Genomic DNA, 16,808 nt, shown 5'->3' on the forward strand with positions numbered 1-16,808 from the left:
TGCACGACTACTTATGACTGAAAAATTAACCGGTTTTGCAGTGGTGCTGGTGACAACAACCAGCGAAACGGAAGCGGAAAACTTAGCGATCGCCTTACTTAACGAGCGCTTGGCAGCTTGTGTCAGTATTTACCCGATTCGTTCCATTTATCGTTGGCAGGGACAGATTGAAAACGAGCGCGAATGGCAATTAGCGATCAAAACCGATTTAACGCAGTTTGAGCAGTTATCGGCGAAGATACAGGCACTTCATAGCTATGCAGTCCCAGAAATCGTCGCTTTACCGATTGTGGCGGGTTCTCAGACCTATTTAGACTGGTTAGCCTCCCATACGGGTAGGGTGTCGGAATAGACCGATCGGTAAGTTTAGCGAAAAAAATCTATATAATTCTTAATAAACTATCTCAGGAAGCGCAAAAAGTTTTAATCTAGATGCTGATTAAATGTTTAAACATCTGGTTTTAAGACCGATCGCCTCCACGATTGGAGAACTCAGCACATCGTCAAGGGAGATAGTTAAAATCCAATGAGTCTTAAGGCAAGCGGTGGCAGCTCCTTAGCGCGTCCCCAACTCTATCAAACCGTCCCGGTATCTGCCATTACCCAAGCAGAACAACAAGATCGCTTTCTCGATAAACCCGAACTCAATGAACTGATCGCCTACTTCCAATCGGGGAGCAAGCGCTTAGATATTGCCCAAACCCTCACCCGGAACTCCGATCTGATCGTCTCGCGGGCAGCTAACCGGATTTTTACCGGCGGTTCCCCCATGGCCTACCTAGAAAAACCCCCCGTGGAAGAATTGGCCCTGGTGGGTGCGGGTAAAGTTATCAACGTCCAGGAAGGGATGAAATTAGGAACCGTTACCTACGCTGAAAGCGGGTCTGGTGGCGGTGGTGGCCTTCTCGGTGGCTTAAAAGGGATTTTCGCCTCTAGCGGCCCAATTCCCCCCGGATTCCGACCGATTAACGTCTCTCGTTACGGTCCGAGCAATATGCAGAAGTCCCTCCGGGATTTATCCTGGTTCCTGCGTTACATTACCTATGCGATCGTGGCTGGTGATACCAGTATCCTGATCGTTAATACCCGCGGTTTAAGGGAAGTTCTCGAAAATGCCTGTTCCATTGATGCCACCATCGTGGCCCTGCAAGAAATGCGGGCTGCTTCGATCGAGTATTTCCAAAGAGACAAGGATGCGGCCACTTTAATCAGTGACTATTTCAATATCCTACTGGGGGAATTAAAAGCCCCCACCCCCTCTAATAAACTGCGTCAGCGTCCCAGTAGTGACCAACAGGGTTTAAGTCTTCCCCAAAGCTACTACAACGCCGCCGAAAAACGGCAAAAGTTTGTCATGAAAACCGGTTTATCGGAGTCAGAAAAATCTTCGATTATCAAGGCCGCCTACAGACAAATTTTTGAACGGGACATCACTCGCGCCTATAGTCAGTCGATTTCTGACCTAGAATCGAAGGTGAAAAACGGCGACATCTCGATGAAAGAATTCGTCCGTCGTCTCGGTAAATCGCCTCTCTATCGTAAACAGTTCTTTGAACCTTTTATCAATAGTCGCGCCCTAGAATTGGCTTTCCGTCATTTCCTCGGTCGCGGTCCTTCCTCCCGGGAAGAAGTACAGAAATACTTCTCGATCGTCTCTAGCGGCGGTTTAGCGGCCTTAATCGATGCTTTAGTGGATTCTCAGGAGTATTCTGACTATTTCGGCGAAGAAACCGTTCCCTATCTCCGGGGTTTGGGTGCAGAAGCGCAGGAATGTCGTAACTGGGGGATGCAGATCGACCTGTTTAACTACAGCGCACCTTTCCGCAAAGTTCCCCAATTTATCACCACCTTTGCTAAATACGATCGCCCCTTACCGGATCAGCACGTTTACGGTTCTGGAAATGATCCCCTAGAAATCCAATTTGGGGCAATTTTCCCGAAAGAAACCCGCGAACCTAGTTCTAGTCCCGCTCCCTTCGGTAAAGATACCAAACGTATCCTCATCCACCGTGGACCGGCGACTAATAACCAAAATAGCAACCCCAGCGCCCGAGGTGAATTCCCCGGTACTTTGGGACCGAAAGTTTTTCGTCTCAATAACGAGTTACCCGGTTCTAGTAATGGGGTAAGCGTTAAATTTGGCGAAAGTTCCACCCAAAGAGTGATTTTAGCGGCTTATCGTCAGGTTTTCGGTCGAATGCCCTACGAAGGTCAGCGTTTATCCGTGGCCGAGATTAAGTTAGAAAATGGCGATATTACTCTGCGCGAGTTTATCAAAACCCTAGCTAAATCCGAGACTTTCCGGAAAATCTACTGGACTCCTCTCTATGTGGTGAAAGCGATCGAATATATTCACCGTCGTCTGCTCGGTCGTCCCACCTACGGTCGTCAGGAAATGAATCAATACTTCGATATCTGCTCGAAAAAAGGCTTCTATGCTTTAATCGATGCTCTTATCGATAGTCCCGAATATACGGAAGCTTTTGGCGAAGATACGGTTCCCTACGAGCGCTATCTAACTCCCCAAGGGATGCAGTTACGGATGGTGCGTTTGGGTAATCTCCGCGAAGATATCGGCCAAAGAGTTGATAAAGAGGAAACCCCGCGCTTTATTGAATTGGGTACACCTTCGGTCTCGATTCGCACTGAACCCGATATTCAATCCCGTGTCGGTCAAGGTGTCACGGTTCAACGGGAACAAACTAAGATCTTTAAACTGTTAACTAATCTGGATAAAGTTGCCGTACAAAATACTGTTCGCGCCGCCTATCGTCAGATTTTTGAACGGGATCTCGAACCCTATATCATCAATGCCGAATTTACTGCTTTAGAGAGTAAATTAAGCAATGCTGAGATCACGGTGAAAGAGTTTATTGAGGGTTTAGGTGGTTCGGATCTTTACCTGAAAGAATTTTATGCTCCCTATCCGAATACGAAAGTAATTGAATTGGGAACTAAGCACTTCTTAGGTCGCGCTCCCTTGAATCAAAAAGAAATCCAGAAATATAACCAAATTCTGGCAACTAAGGGATTAAAAGCCTTTATCGGTGCCATGGTCAATAGCATGGAATACCTACAATTATTTGGTGAAGATACTGTTCCCTATCGTCGTTTCCCGACTCTACCGGCCGCTAATTTCCCCAATACGGAACGCTTATACAATAAGCTGACCAAACAGGATAGTGAACTGGTTGTTCCCAGTTTTAAACCGGTAGTTAAGGTCGGTGGCTAATTAGTCCTTGAAGTTAATTAATTTAGCTCGTGTTCGACACGAGCTTTTTTTAGTTTAGTATCCCAAAGCTAACCCATCAGACCTAGGTTCGCAAGCGGTTAGGAAAATTCCTTCAAGGGGTGACAGACGAGCTACAAGCTAGACAGAGCCTAGTATCTAGCCAAATGTCCCCTTAAAGAAATAGAGTGGTTAGGCACACCACTCAAAAATTTAAAATCTTACCTTCATTCTATCAGGCTTGCTTACAGGCCAATCGAGCGCGAAGCAAGCTATTTGACCTTACAGATACTAATCCTGCTCTTAAAAAGTCATCGGACAGTCCAACTAGAGAAACTAGCCGCTCTTTTCCCGCAACCAATCACCTTTGAAAGCAGAAGAAGAAATGCGCAGAGATTTCTCAAACTTCCGAAACTAAACGTGAAACTATTGTGGTTTCCCCTAATCAAACAGATAGTCAAGCTAGAGTTGAGCGGGAAAAATAAAAATCGAGAGCAAAGAAGAAAACTCCGAAAACTGAAGCAGGCGGTGGGAGACCGTGAATTTCAGGGAGTGCAACTAGATAAGTACCCAGAGGATAGAGGTGTAGCTTTTATTCTGCGTCAAAAGAAAAATACTTACACGCAATTGAAAGATAGAGAAAACTATCAAGCTCTTTCAGAGTTAGAAACGAACTGGGTAACTCGAAATCTTTTTCAAGTAGTTACCCACACAAAAAGTCATAAGATTGAGAGTTTTAATCTGGCAATTTATTGAAAAAGAGGCTATCGAAGTAAAGGTTATCAAGAGCCTTGGTATTTATTGACTAACCTAAAATCTTTGGAGTTAACGCTCAATTTATATCGAGTCAGATTCGGGATTGAGGCGATGTTTAAAGATTGTCAAACGGGAGGATATAACCTCGAAAAAACAAAAGTCAGCAAACCTCACTTTCTAGCTTTAGTTTTATTGATCGCTATCGCTTATTCTTTGAATACAACCCGAGGTCAACGTTTCAAGCAATCGGGAACTAGCGATTATGGTTCTCGCTCGACATCTAAATTGGTCTATGGGGATTAGGGGTTAGGGGTTGGGGAGTAGGGAGAAGGGGAGAGGGGAGACCACTTCGTGCGCGTTGCGGGGGAGAGTCAATAAAAAGCTGTCTCCTGATTTGAAAGAGGGTGTGGGGTGTAGGGAAGGAAACCTCTTTCATCTCTGGTGGTGAAAATTTTTTCATTGGGACTGACTCCTAAATACTGACGACCGACGGCTGATGGTTAACTTGACAAAAATTACCTCGGTTTCTATAATCCTGAAACCGTTAACAAAATTGAGTGATAAATAGCTGGGCAAAAAATCAAGAAAAACAGCAAAAAAACGCAGTTCCCCCCTTGACAAATAGCAAAAACTAGACATTAGTTAAATTTAATGATTTTTTAATAAAAACCGCCTTCTATCACCAGAAAAAGCTATCGGTAGATTTTTATCAGAGTAATGTAATCATCTTTACAACTATCGGGGATCAAAGGATGTTAGGGTGAAGGAGCGATGACAAACCCACTTTAAGATCACCCCGATTGCTATGGCACAGATTCTCGATCCCCTCCCCAACGGCAAGAAAAATAGTATTCTTTGTTGCTATGTCAATGCGACCAGTCATATTCAAATTGTTCGCATCACCAATATTGCTAACTGGTATTTTGAAAGGGTGGTTTTCCCTGGGCAGCGTTTAGTATTTGAGACCCTAGCGGATGCTTTCTTAGAGATTCATACGGGGATGATGGCCAGCGCCATCCTTTCCGATAACATCCCCTGTGAACGCCTTTATATCAGCGATGGGGATGACGATGACTCCGACGGTCAACTAGACAGGGAAATGTTTTATCCCCATTCCCTAGAGGAAAGTCAAGGGGCGAAAATTGACAATACCGTACCCTTCAGTTTAACTTTAGCTTCCGCCTAGCTAATAACCTAATCTGATAATTCCCCTCGCACGAGAATCACAGTGCAATTAACGGCACGGGCAATCGTCGAGGGGATATTGCCATTTAAGAACTGATTGAGCAAACTTTCCCTAGATGCACCCAAAAGCACCAAGGAACAGTCTTCCGATTCTACCAGATGAATTACCGCCTCGGCCGGAGAGGCCGAACGAATCGGTAAAGGCACGATCATCTGTGCGATCGCTTTTTGTAAAGATGCTTGTAAAACTTCCAAAGTGGACAGATCTGGCAGTAACTCCGTCGGAGAATAGATTTTACATAACCAAAGTTTGGGATGATCCGAAGACTCGGACAAAGACAGCAAACTAGGCAATAATGCTAAAGCGCGTTCGGCATTCGGACCGCCGGCGGTGGGAATCAGCCAAATCCTTTCCCGATTAGGATCGTTGGGAAAACAATCCTTTGTCCCCAATTTTACCAAGATGGTTTCACAGGGAGCCTCAGCGATCAAAGTATCGACTGAAAACCCAAAAATTGCCCCGGTGGTGGATTTTTCCCCCGTCCAACCCATAATTAACAAATTGCTGTGTCGTTCGCGAATCGTGGCCAAAATCCCGTCGGCGATATCCTGAGCCACAGAAATTTGTGTATGAACAGAGAGCTGCTGCTGACGGGCTAATCTTTCCAGACGATGAAGTAATTTGCGTCCTTCCCGCGTATCTACCCTGACTTCCGCCGGAGAACTAAGACGAGGCACAGTAATCACATAGAGACAATCTATCTCATAATTGCGTTCACGGGCGATGGCAGCAGCAATTTTAAACAAAGCGGTAGCGGTGTCGGGATTGGCAATAGGTAATAAAATCCGACCTATTCCCACAGCCGGGGAACGAGTTTGATAAACCACATAGGAAGGGGTACTGCGTTGGGGCAGCTGACAAACTCCCCCCAATTGATCGGCTTCCACCCGGATAATATCGGTGCGGGTGATGATCCCCACCAGTTTTTGACCGTCGGTAACGGGTAAACGGGAAAGCTGATAGCGATTTAAGAGAAATAAAACATCGCTTAAAGCTGCCTGGGGGGCCACAGTAATCGGATTGGGAGTCATCATCTCCCGCAGCACGGTTTGACTGTTTTTTGATCGCCATTTATCCAGATCACTTTGGGTAAAAATCCCCAATAGTCGCCCCTGTTCCACCACGGGAAAACCGCGATGATGGGAACGAGACATAATTTTCACCACTTCCCCTAGGGGTAAATCCGCCGGCAGAATTTCCACCTGCGATTGCATCACATCTATAGCCGACAGATGGGCCAACACATCATTAGCAGGGGTTTCTTCGTTGAGAATAATACCACTAGCGGAAAGTAAATGCTGATAGAGGGAACCGGGGCGAATGCTTTCGGCAGTGATATAAGAAACGGCACAGGTCAACATCAGGGGCAGCACAACATTAAAATTGCGATGCAGTTCAAAGACAATCACGATCGCCGTTACCGGAACCCTGACTACTCCTGTAAAAAAAGCCCCCATACCGGCTAAAGTATAACTAGCTTCGCTGCCGAAACCCATCATTTTCGTCTCGATTCCCCCCACCAGAAACCCCAAACAGGATCCCAACACCAAAGCGGGGGCGAGGAGTCCTCCGGGGGCGCCAGAACTATAGGAGATCATGGTCAGGAAAAAATAGACCACAAAAGCGAGGGCGGTATTCTGCCAACTTAATTCCCCTGCCAGCAAAAATTCGCGTAAACCCGTATTATCTCGGAAAAAGTCGGGTAAAAAAGCCACTACCGTTCCCGATAACCAACTGACCAGACCGATACGCCAAGCCAGAGATAACCGCCAACGCCGCTGCATCTGGCTACAAAAAAGGATGCCTTGATTGAATAAAGCTCCCAATAAGCCCGCTAAAACCCCCAAAAGGCCATAAAAGGGTATTTCTTGGGCAGAGAAGCTAATATTGGCATATTCAGTGATGATCGAGGGGGTATTCTGCAGCATCATCGAAACCACGGCCCCGGTAAAGGAAGCCACGATCGCCGTTTCTAGGGTCATACTGGAGACATCGCGCATTAATTCCTCGATCACAAAGAGGACCCCGGCGATGGGAGTAGTAAAACCGGCCGCTAACCCCGCGGCTGCCCCGGCTGCGATCATCTGACGACGGTGATCAGGACTGGTGGGCAGCCAGACGCTTAACTGGGCCGCTAGGGCCGCCCCGATGTGTACCGTGGGGGCGCGACGACCAAGGGTTAAACCACCGCCAAGGATCAGGATCGCCCCGATCATTTTTACGACGGCAACGCGCCAAGACAGGGGCAAAGGATATTTAGCTAAGGCCGCTTTTACTTGGGGAATACCACCCCCGGCGGCCGCGGGGGAGAAGTGTTCGACAATCCAACCGGCACTGTAACCAAGCAGAAAACCGCCGAGGGGCAAAACTAGGAAAGGAGAGGAATTGGCTACTAGATGCACCCGCCAACCACCTAACCAACCGATGCCCAATTTCAGGATAATAGCGGCAAGGGCGGAGAGAATTCCGATTAAACAGGCTACCAGTAAAGCATAACGACTATCGGTGGCGCTACGTCCGAAGTGTTGGGATTTAAACCACTGACGGAGGTTTTGGTGACGGGCAAAAAGTCCCATAATTATCAGGGAGAATCAAGGCAATGGCGGAGCGAGGATTTATTTCGGGTTCTGATTCCTCGTCTCTTTAATCATAGGCCGTTAAGTTCTGTCACCGTTCACCTTGTTGCTACCAGTGGACCCAATAGTAGTTTTTCTCTCGATGGGCTAGGATCAAAGATTGTCCCTATCTTTGAGCGGAGGATATAAAACTTGTCATTGATTGACCATATCTCTACAGTGGATCTATTTTGTGGGGCTGGGGGGCTAACCCATGGTTTTGAGAAAGCTGGACTCAAGGATATTCCTTTGTATCCTAATCAACTATTTTCTGTTTTTCGCTGATTTGTGTTCTGGCAAATTCATCGGGTTTGTTAGCCATCTCGAAGTTACTTGCAACTATCAATTTATCTAATCAATCATACAATGTCTTTGCGGAAAAAAGCCGATCCATTCCCCTTGACAGCATCTTTTTTGAATAATTAACTATATAGTGATATAATTATATTAATTTGGCTCAAGTGCCGAAGCTCTTACCATATTTTTTAGCCAATGTCAATAAAGTTATGAAACGATTCATGTTATTATTTTCTGTTCTCGTCAGTTTTTTGGTATTTATTAGCCTTCAAATCGATTTTTCCTTGTCCGCACTAGCTCTAACTCGACAACAGCCAGAAGGACCGGGGCAGCTGTTATATCAATCCCGTCATAGTTTGCGCGATAATACTGGTAGTCCTTGGCAGGTGGTGTTATTTAAACGAGTTAAAGATGGGGAAACGGTAGAAATTAGTTTGCGCTTGGTGGGATTTCCAGAGGGGATTGAGTTTCTTCACCCAGAAAGATTAACGATAACCACTGCTAAAGGCCAAATTTTAGCGGCTGAGGATGCTTTTGCCCAAGAATCACCCGCAGCTAACGTTGGTCAATACAAGATGCAGGATATCTTAGCGCAGCTACCCGTTACCGAAGCGATCGAGCTTTCCCTACCCCTAGACAATCCCCGCTCTCTCAGTATCCCGATTCCTGTACTTTTGGAATGGCAAAGTCTGCTTTTTTCCGTAAATGTTTGACTTTTTGGGTTAGGGTGAAAAATTGAGAATCACCTTGGGACTGTTTGGTACTTTATCTGACTAAAATGCCCAATTAGCAAAAGTTTCAGCTATCACCACTACAATAAAATCACTACCATCAGGATTTACTCTCAGAAGATTTCAATTGCCTGACTACAGTTCTAAAGCTTCGTAGATGTATAATTTATTCAAAAAACCGACAGTGCTGAAGTGATAACTAGGTAAAGGGGGAGGGAACGATAATTCCGTTTGATAAACGCTGAAAATGAGAAAATTCTTTCTAGATGTGTTAGTGGCGATCGCTTCTTGTAAAAAAGGATGACCCGTATCCACCAACATTTTACAGTAACCCCGCAAGAGAGCTTGCACCTCGATGGAAGCTTGCGCCCGAGCGCAGACATTATCCTTAAGATAGCTAGTTAACCTCTGGGAAGCGTATTGTTCGTAATCTTGACGATTGGGGTTAGTTGTCAGCAATATTCCCGCAATTCCCCCTAAAACCACCCCTAACACCATTCCCCCTAACCGTGCCAATTTCATAAGCTCTCAAATCATCACTCACTTACCCTAACCATAGCCCGAATTAGGGTAAAAAACCTCTTGTCAACCATTCGTCTTGTGCTATACTTGGAAAGGTGTACGGCGAGCGTAGCCAAGTGGTTAAGGCAGTGGATTGTGGTTCCACCACTCGGGGGTTCGAGTCCCCTCGTTCGCCCTCTTTTCAAGACCCTCGATTTCAGGCTAGGCTAAAATTCGCACTACATCAACATCCTTTTTGTGGTAGTTCTGAGCGTCGTTTCTGACAGCAAAATAATATCTGGGGAGTTTAGCATCTAATGGATCAGATAGTGATGCCATTCAGACTTAAATTGACCTTTTAAATACAGAAATTTTTTCTAGAATGTAGTGATTAGGAAAAATTTAAGAATATCTGCTCACCTAGCCCAGTCTTTTATATTAACCGATTAAGAGGATAATTACCGTGAAAACAGCGAAATATCCCGAAAAAATTGCCGCGCTCTGGACAACATTCCTCTTGGGAACCCTATTTCACACGCAACTAGGGTTAATGCCACTCTTCCATGGTCAATCGATCATCGAGAGTCATCAAACCAGCAATCTCGATCCGATTTTCTGGGGAATGTTACTCTTTTTTTTGCTGCCAATGTTAGCGATTATCGGGGTCAATTTTAGTGAAAGTCGTTCCTTGAGAAAAACCCATTTCTGGCTAACAATTGTCTATTCTATCTTAAATTTAGCCCATCTGATCGCCGATCTTCTGGTCAGACCGATTGCCTGGTATCAAATCGCTCTCATGGCAATTTTATTGATCATTGGACTGATTTTAAATCTAGTTTCCTATCAATGGCTGCGTTTAGCGATCGCCCATCCGCGCCATCTCTCGGAAAATCATTAGCAGCGCCAAGATCAAAGGGTGGCCCGTTGACTAACTGATTCACACAAGAGGAGGCCTTTTGATCTCAAGTTGGTGGTTATTAAAGCAAAAGCAAGCTTAAACCGTAGCTAAAGCGATTTTTTTTGAAAATATAGCTTAAAAACTCTAATTAATTCCTATTATTCCCCAGATCAGCGCGTAAATTGCCCCTGTTTTCTCGCCGCTGCTGCGACCACATCTTACCAAGTATGGATATTTTTAGCTATGATGGTTCAAAAGCAAGCCAATAAAGGGAACTTTCTTGGCTGGTTATTCATCAGAAAACTCCTGATCGGAGGAGTTAAGCAGACGATATAGTTCAGATTAACGGCAAATATTGGTTAATAGTAATAACGAGGTAATTATTTTGATGAAATCTCTCATTCGTTGGACGGCAACTCTTGGTTTAGTAGGAACGACAATGTTGACTTCGCTGCTGGGCAGCTATTCTAAAGCACTCGCTTTACCGGAAGAACAAATCGTCAGAACCTTGCAGTCTGTACCTGTCTTCGCTATTGCCGATGATCAAGGAGTTCCCCTAATTGCCGTGGGAGAAAAAGAACAGAAATTCACGGGAGTTTTTATCAGTCGGCAGGACGCACAAAACTTTTTTGAACGACTGAAAAAAGAGAATCCCGAAGTGGCCAGCAAAGTTAAAGTTCAGCCCGTTTCTTTGGCAGATGTCTATAGAATGCAAACCAGTCAAACCGAACAAAATCGTTTAATTGTCGATTTTGTTCCCAAAGAGTCGGAAGTAGAATCGGCGAAAAAACTGCTCAGTGAAAGAGGTCAACAATATCAAGGTGGTGTACCTTTATTTGTGCCGAAAGCGGGAAAAGAGAGTAATTTTCTGGTGATCAGTCGCAATAATCAGGATTTGATTCCTTTCTTCTTTGAAAAGGCCGCCGCTTTGCAAATGGTAGAACAATATAAAAAAGCTAATCCCGCAGAAGCAGCCACGGTTAAAATTGATGTTATTCCCTTAGAAAGTGTCATCGCTACCCTACAACAAAGCAAGGATGAAGCTTTAACCAAAATTCTCCTCTATCCTAGCCAAGAAACGATTGATTTTATTCGGGCAAATAGTAACCAAAAGGCTCCCAACCAACCCCCGGCAAATCAGCCACGCCCTAATAATAATACCAATAATCCCCCCGCCCCCAATCGTTAAGTCTTGTGTCTGCTAGTATTTCCGGTCAACAATTAAGTCAATGGCGCCAACAGGCGATCGCTGATTTAGAGCAAGCGCAACTATCTCCGAAAGAAGTGGATATCTTTCTGCAAGCAGTGACAGATATAGATACTCTTTCCCTGCGCTTACAATCCTTTCGCGAACGAGAAAAAATCCCCTTGAGTTATTCTTGGTCGGAAATTACTAAACGCTGGCAAAAACGCCTGCAAGCAAGGGTTCCCTTGCAGTATTTGCTCGAATCGGTGATCTGGCGTAATTTTACCCTGAAAGTCTCCCCAGAAGTCTTAATTCCTCGTCCCGAAACCGAGTTATTAATCGATATTGTTGGAGAAACCGTCAGAGGAGACGACGGGGGAATCTGGGTAGATCTGGGAACCGGTAGCGGTGCGATCGCTATTGGTTTAGCCAGTATCTTGACAAAAGCAGAGATATATGCTATTGATTACAGTCAAACGGCTTTAGCGATCGCCAAAGAAAATATCATCAATACGGGTTTTGCCGACAGAATTATCTTAAAACAGGGTTCTTGGTGGACACCCCTAGAGAAGTGGCAAGGACAGATTAGGGGTATGGTGTCCAATCCTCCCTATATTCCCAGTGCAGAAATCCTCGACTTACAAATTGAAGTGCGGGAACATGAACCCCGTTTGGCCCTCGATGGAGGTGAAGACGGATTGACCGCGCTGCGCTATCTAGTGGCCACTGCTCCCGATTATCTGCGCTCAGGAGGTCTTTGGCTAGTGGAAATGAGAGCCGGTCAAGGGGAAAAAGTAGCGCAAATGCTGGAAAATCAGGGTAATTATCGACAAATTCAGATTATTAACGACCTAGCAGGTTTCGATCGCTTTGTTTTGGCCGAGCGAATTTAGCGCAATGTACCCGCTTCGCAGTCCCGCAGCCAGAGACGCACCGCTTGGCCGATGGTGCCTTGACTGGTTTCTAGGGGAGGTAAGGGGACTTGAGCGGGTTCAAGGGAAGCTAATTGACTGTAAACCGTCACTAATCGCCATCCTTCCCCAGTTTTAGTTAAAAATAACCAGTGATAATTCTGGAGGCTGACAGAGCGATTTTTGCTATACTGACGCTCTAAAGTCGTAAAAAAAACCTGTTGAGTGTCATCGGCAATTTGACCGGAATATTGACTAGCAGTTAAAGGTAGGGGTGCAAATTCAGGACGACCGGCAATAATCACAAAAACCGGTGTAGATAATTTTTGGTCGATTTGGGAACGGGTAATAACTCGATTAGCATAACTGGGTAAATCTGACAAGAGGCGATCGACTAAAAGATTTAAATCCTCCGGACAGCTAGAAAGAGGAAGACTAACTGCTGGCGAGTTAATCCCGAAAATAACCAGTAATACCCCTAAATATCGGCTAATTCGTGACAAATTTTTGCCCATGCTATTTTTGGTTCCTCGGCACCGGTGATCGGTCGTCCAATTACTAGATAATCAGCCCCAGCTTTAAGCGCTTGGGCCGGAGTCATCACCCGACTTTGATCCCCTTTGCTTGACCAGGAGGGACGAACTCCGGGGCAAACTAAGAGAAAATCCTCTCCACAGACGCGCCGCAATTGCGCCACTTCTTGGGGAGAACAAACCGCCCCATCAATTCCCGATTCTTTGGCCAATAATGCCAGATTTAAGGCATATTCCGATAGTTCTAGGGGAATTTTGAGGTCGAGGGCTAATTCGCGGGCGTTAAGGCTGGTTAAAACGGTGATAGCGAGAAGTTTTGGCGGCGATAGCAGGTCAGAGATTGCCGCCTTAGCTGCCGTCATTGCTTGCCGTCCGGCTGTTGCGTGGAGGGTGAGTAAATCCACTTGATAGCGACTGGCGGAACGACAGGCCCCGGCGACCGTATTGGGAATATCATGAAATTTTAGATCGAGAAAGCTCTTTTTTTGTCTTTCTTGCAGAATCCCTAGAATTTCTGCACCGCTACTGACAAATAATTCTAGTCCCACTTTCCAAAAATTGACTTCCGGCAACAGATCGAGCAGTGCGATCGCTGATTCTAAATCCGGCACATCGAGAGGAACAATAATTCGGTCTGAGTTGGTCATATTGGGGCGATACAGTGGGGGTGTGGGGAATTATGAATTATAAATTATGAATTATGAATTATGAATTAGGGAGAAGGGAGAGGGAATTATGAATTATGAATTATGAATTAGGGAGAAGGGAGCGGGGAGAAGGGAGCGGGGAGCTTAAATCAGAGAAAAATCCAATCGGCAAAAGTGGCAGCCTGTCCGCAATAAATGCCATCACGATCGATGATATTCCAAACGATCGCTTTTTCAATGCGAAATAGTTGACCGTTTTTCGTGATCCTTACCCCGTGATAATCGTTGATATAGCCCTGTTTTTTGACTAAATCCAGCATTTTTTGGCGTTCTTGGGCGGTTTCCTCTCCCTCTACCGTTGCTCGCGAAGGAGTTGCTAATAATTCTTGCCAAGTTAAACCCCAGAGATCGAGGGCGCAGCGATTACCATAATTGAAGATCGGATTAGTTTGTGTACCGTGGGAAACTAGCACAAAAGGGGCATAAAAGAGCATTTTACTCTGTTCTTTGGCAGTACCGATCCAGGGTAAAAGCGATCGCCCGATTAACCGTTCATAATTATCCAGCAGCAATTCTGTCCAATCTATAATAGTTAAATCTTCCCAAATTTCCATAAAATTATCTTGAAAAACCGGTTTAATCTTGCCGTTGCCAATATTTATAGGCCGCGTAGGCTAAAGTAATCACTCCCGTCAGAATTGCCGACTCATCCACTAAAAATTCCGGATGGTGAAGGGGGGGATTGAGGAGGTTAGGAGAACCCACTCCCAGACGAAACATTGTCCCCGGGGCCTGTTGCAAATAAAGGGAAAAATCCTCGGCCCCCATGGAGGGTTCCGAGAGAATTAAAACCCGATCCTGTCCCCAAGCTTCTAAACCAGCTTCTTCGACTAACCGGGTTAAAAATTGGTCATTTTGCACCGATGGCACGCCCCGACGATAATTTACTTGACATTTAGCGTTATATGTGCTACAGACATTCGTGACCAAACTCTCGATCCATTCCGGGAGATGGGCGTGGGTTTCTGGGTGCAGCGATCGCACCGTTCCCGCCATGCGTACCTGATCGGCGATGACGTTGGGGGCGCGACCACCGCTAATCTGGCCGATGGTGAGGACGATGGGACGCAAAGGGTTCTGAGTCCGACTAATTGCCTGTTGCAAAGTGGTGATTACTTGGGAGGCGATCCAGATAGCATCGATCGCCTCGTGGGGCCGGGCTCCGTGGCCTGATTCCCCTTGAATAAAAATTTCCAGATCGTCGGCAGCTGCAGTTAAGGCCCCGTAACGAACTCCGATCGATCGGGCCGGAATCGAGGGGAAAACGTGCAGCCCGAAAACGGCGCTGACATCCCGCATCACCCCCTCTCGGATCATCCAATTGGCCCCCTGGGCGATTTCCTCTGCTGGTTGAAAGAGAAAGCGTATTTTTCCCCCCAAAGGTTCCGAAAGACGGGAAAGCACCATCGCCACCCCTAAACCGACGGTAGCATGAACATCGTGACCGCAGGCGTGCATAATCCCCGGTTTACGGGAAGCAAAGTCTAAATCGGTTCTTTCTTGGATTGGTAGGGCATCCATATCGGCCCGGATGGCTAAAATCCTTCGATCACTGCCTTTTCCGGCCAATTCTCCCTTAACTCCCGTTTTTCCCACTGCCTCCTGCACCGATAGACCACAGGAAGATAAAACCCCGGCAATATAGGCGGCAGTTTGATATTCTTGCCCACTTAACTCTGGATTCGCGTGAATGTGGCGGCGAATCTCCACTAATCGGGGTGCGAGACTCTCGGCTATGTTTTTAATCTCGGAGAGCATGAAACCAGTTTTACAGTATCTTTAGAGTTAATCATAGAGCATTTTTTACCTGAAAATTCGACTTGGCTGATTTTAAGTCTGCATTGTCTTCTCGGCATTCTTTCAACCCTGGACTAAGCTAATTTGTCAATAGGATGCAGGAGTTACTATTCATCTCTTGATTCGGTAACGCCTCTTGAGAGAATATTCCAGCTATGATAGGAAACATTGTCTAGTTAGGAAAAAACATGGTTCAGTCTTCCGAAAAAATTGAAGTTAAGTACGGGGAAAGAGAAATTGCCGAAGGAACATTAATTACTTTCCCCAATCCACGCCCTGGCAGAAATTACGATATCCATATCACTCTGCCGGAATATACCTGTAAGTGTCCCTTTTCCGGTTATCCTGATTTTGCCACCATTTATCTTAGCTACGTTCCCGATCAAAAGGTGATGGAATTAAAGGCGATTAAACTTTATATTAATAGTTATCGCGATCGTTATATTTCCCACGAAGAAGCAATTAACCAAATTTTAGATGATTTGGTGGCCGCTTGCGAACCCTTGCAGATGAAAATTAAGGGGGATTTTCATCCCAGAGGTAACGTACATACCGTGGTGGAGGTGATGTATAAAAAAGAATAGCATAATTTTCTAGTTTGGGGATGGGTTTGCCCCCATCTCTAGCTGTTCTAGTTTTTGTTGTTCAAGTTTTTTGCTGTCGTCGTCTTCAATACCCATTTTGAACTTTTCCTCTATACTTAAAGCTTAAATGTTATACCATTTTTCAAAAAGTGTCTCCTACTTAGGGTCTGCTGAAAAAGTTTTTCGTGGGGGTAGGGTGTGGGGTGTGGGGTGTAGGGTTTTACCCATTTTCAGGGGGTCAATTACCTAATTTTCAGGGAAAAAGTGCCTAAATTTCCCCCTCGATTACCCCAATATCTGGCACTTTTTGAGGGGAAAAAAGTCTAAAATTCTTATCCAACAAGGTTTTTAGATTTATTCAGCAGACCCTACTTAGTAAATGTACAGTTTATGCAGTAAAAAGGCAATGAGTGGAGTCCTTAATATTAATATTGCTGAGTCGGTAGAAGAATTAAAATCCTTTTCCGTGAGGTATTTTGGTGCGGTATGTCGGATTTGCTGCTTAATTATTGGGAATTAATGAAATCTTGAGGATGAACGATGGTAATATTGGGGACAGGGATAAAGTCATCAGAATTAAAGGTTAGTAAATGGGTAATGTTAGAAGCTTTCATGACAGCAAGAAGCCTAATATCATGAGTGCGTTTTCCTTTAATGTTGTAGGTGGTAACTAATTGAACCCCAGTTCGGGTTAAGCAGCGGGGGGTAAAGCCCATTCCATCTTCAAGGAGGGTTTTTTCGGCTGGTGACAGTAAGCAATCAAACCACAGAGAAGATTAACGCAAAAATTAACAGGGCTGCGGTGGCGGGAATGTTC

The 16,808-nt window shown here is 45.4% G+C and carries 16 protein-coding genes, 1 tRNA gene and 2 pseudogenes; 11 read left to right on the plus strand and 8 right to left on the minus strand.

The window, feature by feature from the left end; genetic code table 11:
- The first annotated feature begins 13 nt into the window (after positions 1 to 13).
- The 5 genes from cutA to IM475_RS10060 all read left to right on the plus strand — a co-directional run bounded on the left by cutA (position 14) and on the right by IM475_RS10060 (position 5,171).
- A complete protein-coding gene (gene cutA, locus IM475_RS10040) occupies positions 14 to 352 on the plus strand; it encodes a divalent-cation tolerance protein CutA (protein ID WP_287727445.1) in 339 nt (112 codons plus the stop codon).
- Between the two features lie 174 nt (positions 353 to 526).
- Positions 527 to 3,232: a phycobilisome rod-core linker polypeptide gene (locus tag IM475_RS10045; protein ID WP_287660076.1), complete on the plus strand. Its 2,706-nt coding sequence runs from the start codon at positions 527 to 529 to the stop codon at positions 3,230 to 3,232.
- 465 nt (positions 3,233 to 3,697) lie between these two features.
- On the plus strand, positions 3,698 to 3,985 hold the full coding sequence (locus tag IM475_RS10050; RefSeq protein ID WP_287727446.1) for a hypothetical protein: 288 nt from the start codon (positions 3,698 to 3,700) through the stop codon (positions 3,983 to 3,985).
- 45 nt (positions 3,986 to 4,030) lie between these two features.
- Positions 4,031 to 4,288: a hypothetical protein gene (locus IM475_RS10055; RefSeq protein ID WP_287660074.1), complete on the plus strand. Its 258-nt coding sequence runs from the start codon at positions 4,031 to 4,033 to the stop codon at positions 4,286 to 4,288.
- A 502-nt stretch (positions 4,289 to 4,790) separates the two neighbouring features.
- Entirely contained in the window at positions 4,791 to 5,171 is a 381-nt protein-coding gene (locus tag IM475_RS10060) for a DUF1830 domain-containing protein (protein WP_287660073.1), read from the plus strand.
- Between the two features lie 8 nt (positions 5,172 to 5,179).
- Here the strand turns inward: IM475_RS10060 and IM475_RS10065 are convergent, their stop codons facing one another.
- A complete protein-coding gene (locus tag IM475_RS10065) occupies positions 5,180 to 7,807 on the minus strand; it encodes a chloride channel protein (RefSeq protein WP_287660072.1) in 2,628 nt (875 codons plus the stop codon).
- 545 nt (positions 7,808 to 8,352) lie between these two features.
- On the opposite strand from IM475_RS10065, the gene IM475_RS10070 reads away from it, so the two are divergent.
- Positions 8,353 to 8,856 carry a DUF3122 domain-containing protein gene (locus tag IM475_RS10070; protein WP_287660071.1) on the plus strand — a complete coding sequence of 168 codons (504 nt, stop codon included), beginning with the start codon at positions 8,353 to 8,355 and terminating at the stop codon, positions 8,854 to 8,856.
- Positions 8,857 to 9,009: 153 nt separating this feature from the next.
- Here the strand turns inward: IM475_RS10070 and IM475_RS10075 are convergent, their stop codons facing one another.
- Entirely contained in the window at positions 9,010 to 9,396 is a 387-nt protein-coding gene (locus IM475_RS10075; protein ID WP_287660070.1) for a DUF4359 domain-containing protein, read from the minus strand.
- A gap of 102 nt (positions 9,397 to 9,498) precedes the next feature.
- Between IM475_RS10075 and IM475_RS10080 the strand changes: the two genes are divergently transcribed.
- From IM475_RS10080 to prmC, 4 genes are all read left to right on the plus strand, one after another.
- Positions 9,499 to 9,571 (plus strand) — tRNA-His (locus IM475_RS10080).
- Positions 9,572 to 9,838: 267 nt separating this feature from the next.
- The gene (locus IM475_RS10085) at positions 9,839 to 10,273 is read left to right on the plus strand and encodes a hypothetical protein (RefSeq protein WP_287727447.1); all 435 of its coding nucleotides are present in this window, start codon (positions 9,839 to 9,841) and stop codon (positions 10,271 to 10,273) included.
- 388 nt (positions 10,274 to 10,661) lie between these two features.
- Positions 10,662 to 11,462: a Tic22 family protein gene (locus tag IM475_RS10090; RefSeq protein WP_287660069.1), complete on the plus strand. Its 801-nt coding sequence runs from the start codon at positions 10,662 to 10,664 to the stop codon at positions 11,460 to 11,462.
- Between the two features lie 5 nt (positions 11,463 to 11,467).
- Positions 11,468 to 12,352 (plus strand): peptide chain release factor N(5)-glutamine methyltransferase, encoded by an 885-nt coding sequence (gene prmC, locus IM475_RS10095; protein WP_287727448.1) that lies wholly within the window; start codon positions 11,468 to 11,470, stop codon positions 12,350 to 12,352.
- On the opposite strand, the gene IM475_RS10100 is transcribed toward prmC, so the two are convergent.
- The 4 genes from IM475_RS10100 to IM475_RS10115 form a co-directional block, all read right to left on the minus strand.
- Complete coding sequence (locus IM475_RS10100; RefSeq protein ID WP_287727449.1) at positions 12,349 to 12,885, minus strand: hypothetical protein; 537 nt, start codon at positions 12,883 to 12,885, stop codon at positions 12,349 to 12,351. The two genes, prmC and IM475_RS10100, sit on opposite strands and share 4 nt — an antisense overlap.
- A complete protein-coding gene (pyrF, locus tag IM475_RS10105) occupies positions 12,849 to 13,550 on the minus strand; it encodes an orotidine-5'-phosphate decarboxylase (RefSeq protein ID WP_287727450.1) in 702 nt (233 codons plus the stop codon). The genes IM475_RS10100 and pyrF overlap by 37 nt, the downstream gene beginning before the upstream one ends.
- A 149-nt stretch (positions 13,551 to 13,699) precedes the next feature.
- Positions 13,700 to 14,164, minus strand: coding sequence for an MEKHLA domain-containing protein (locus IM475_RS10110; RefSeq protein ID WP_287660065.1), 465 nt, complete (start codon positions 14,162 to 14,164; stop codon positions 13,700 to 13,702).
- Between the two features lie 22 nt (positions 14,165 to 14,186).
- Positions 14,187 to 15,368 carry a M20 family metallopeptidase gene (locus IM475_RS10115; RefSeq protein WP_287727451.1) on the minus strand — a complete coding sequence of 394 codons (1,182 nt, stop codon included), beginning with the start codon at positions 15,366 to 15,368 and terminating at the stop codon, positions 14,187 to 14,189.
- Positions 15,369 to 15,595: 227 nt separating this feature from the next.
- On the opposite strand from IM475_RS10115, the gene queF reads away from it, so the two are divergent.
- Positions 15,596 to 15,991 (plus strand): preQ(1) synthase, encoded by a 396-nt coding sequence (gene queF, locus IM475_RS10120; RefSeq protein WP_272081528.1) that lies wholly within the window; start codon positions 15,596 to 15,598, stop codon positions 15,989 to 15,991.
- Positions 15,992 to 16,497: 506 nt separating this feature from the next.
- Here the strand turns inward: queF and IM475_RS10125 are convergent.
- Both IM475_RS10125 and IM475_RS10130 read right to left on the minus strand, forming a co-directional pair.
- Positions 16,498 to 16,668: pseudogene (locus IM475_RS10125) on the minus strand (PIN domain nuclease); the annotation flags it as partial.
- A 14-nt stretch (positions 16,669 to 16,682) separates the two neighbouring features.
- Positions 16,683 to 16,808 (minus strand): annotated as a pseudogene (locus IM475_RS10130) (IS982 family transposase); the annotation flags it as partial.

It is taken from the genome of Microcystis sp. M061S2 (assembly GCF_020245605.1).
GTDB lineage: Bacteria > Cyanobacteriota > Cyanobacteriia > Cyanobacteriales > Microcystaceae > Microcystis.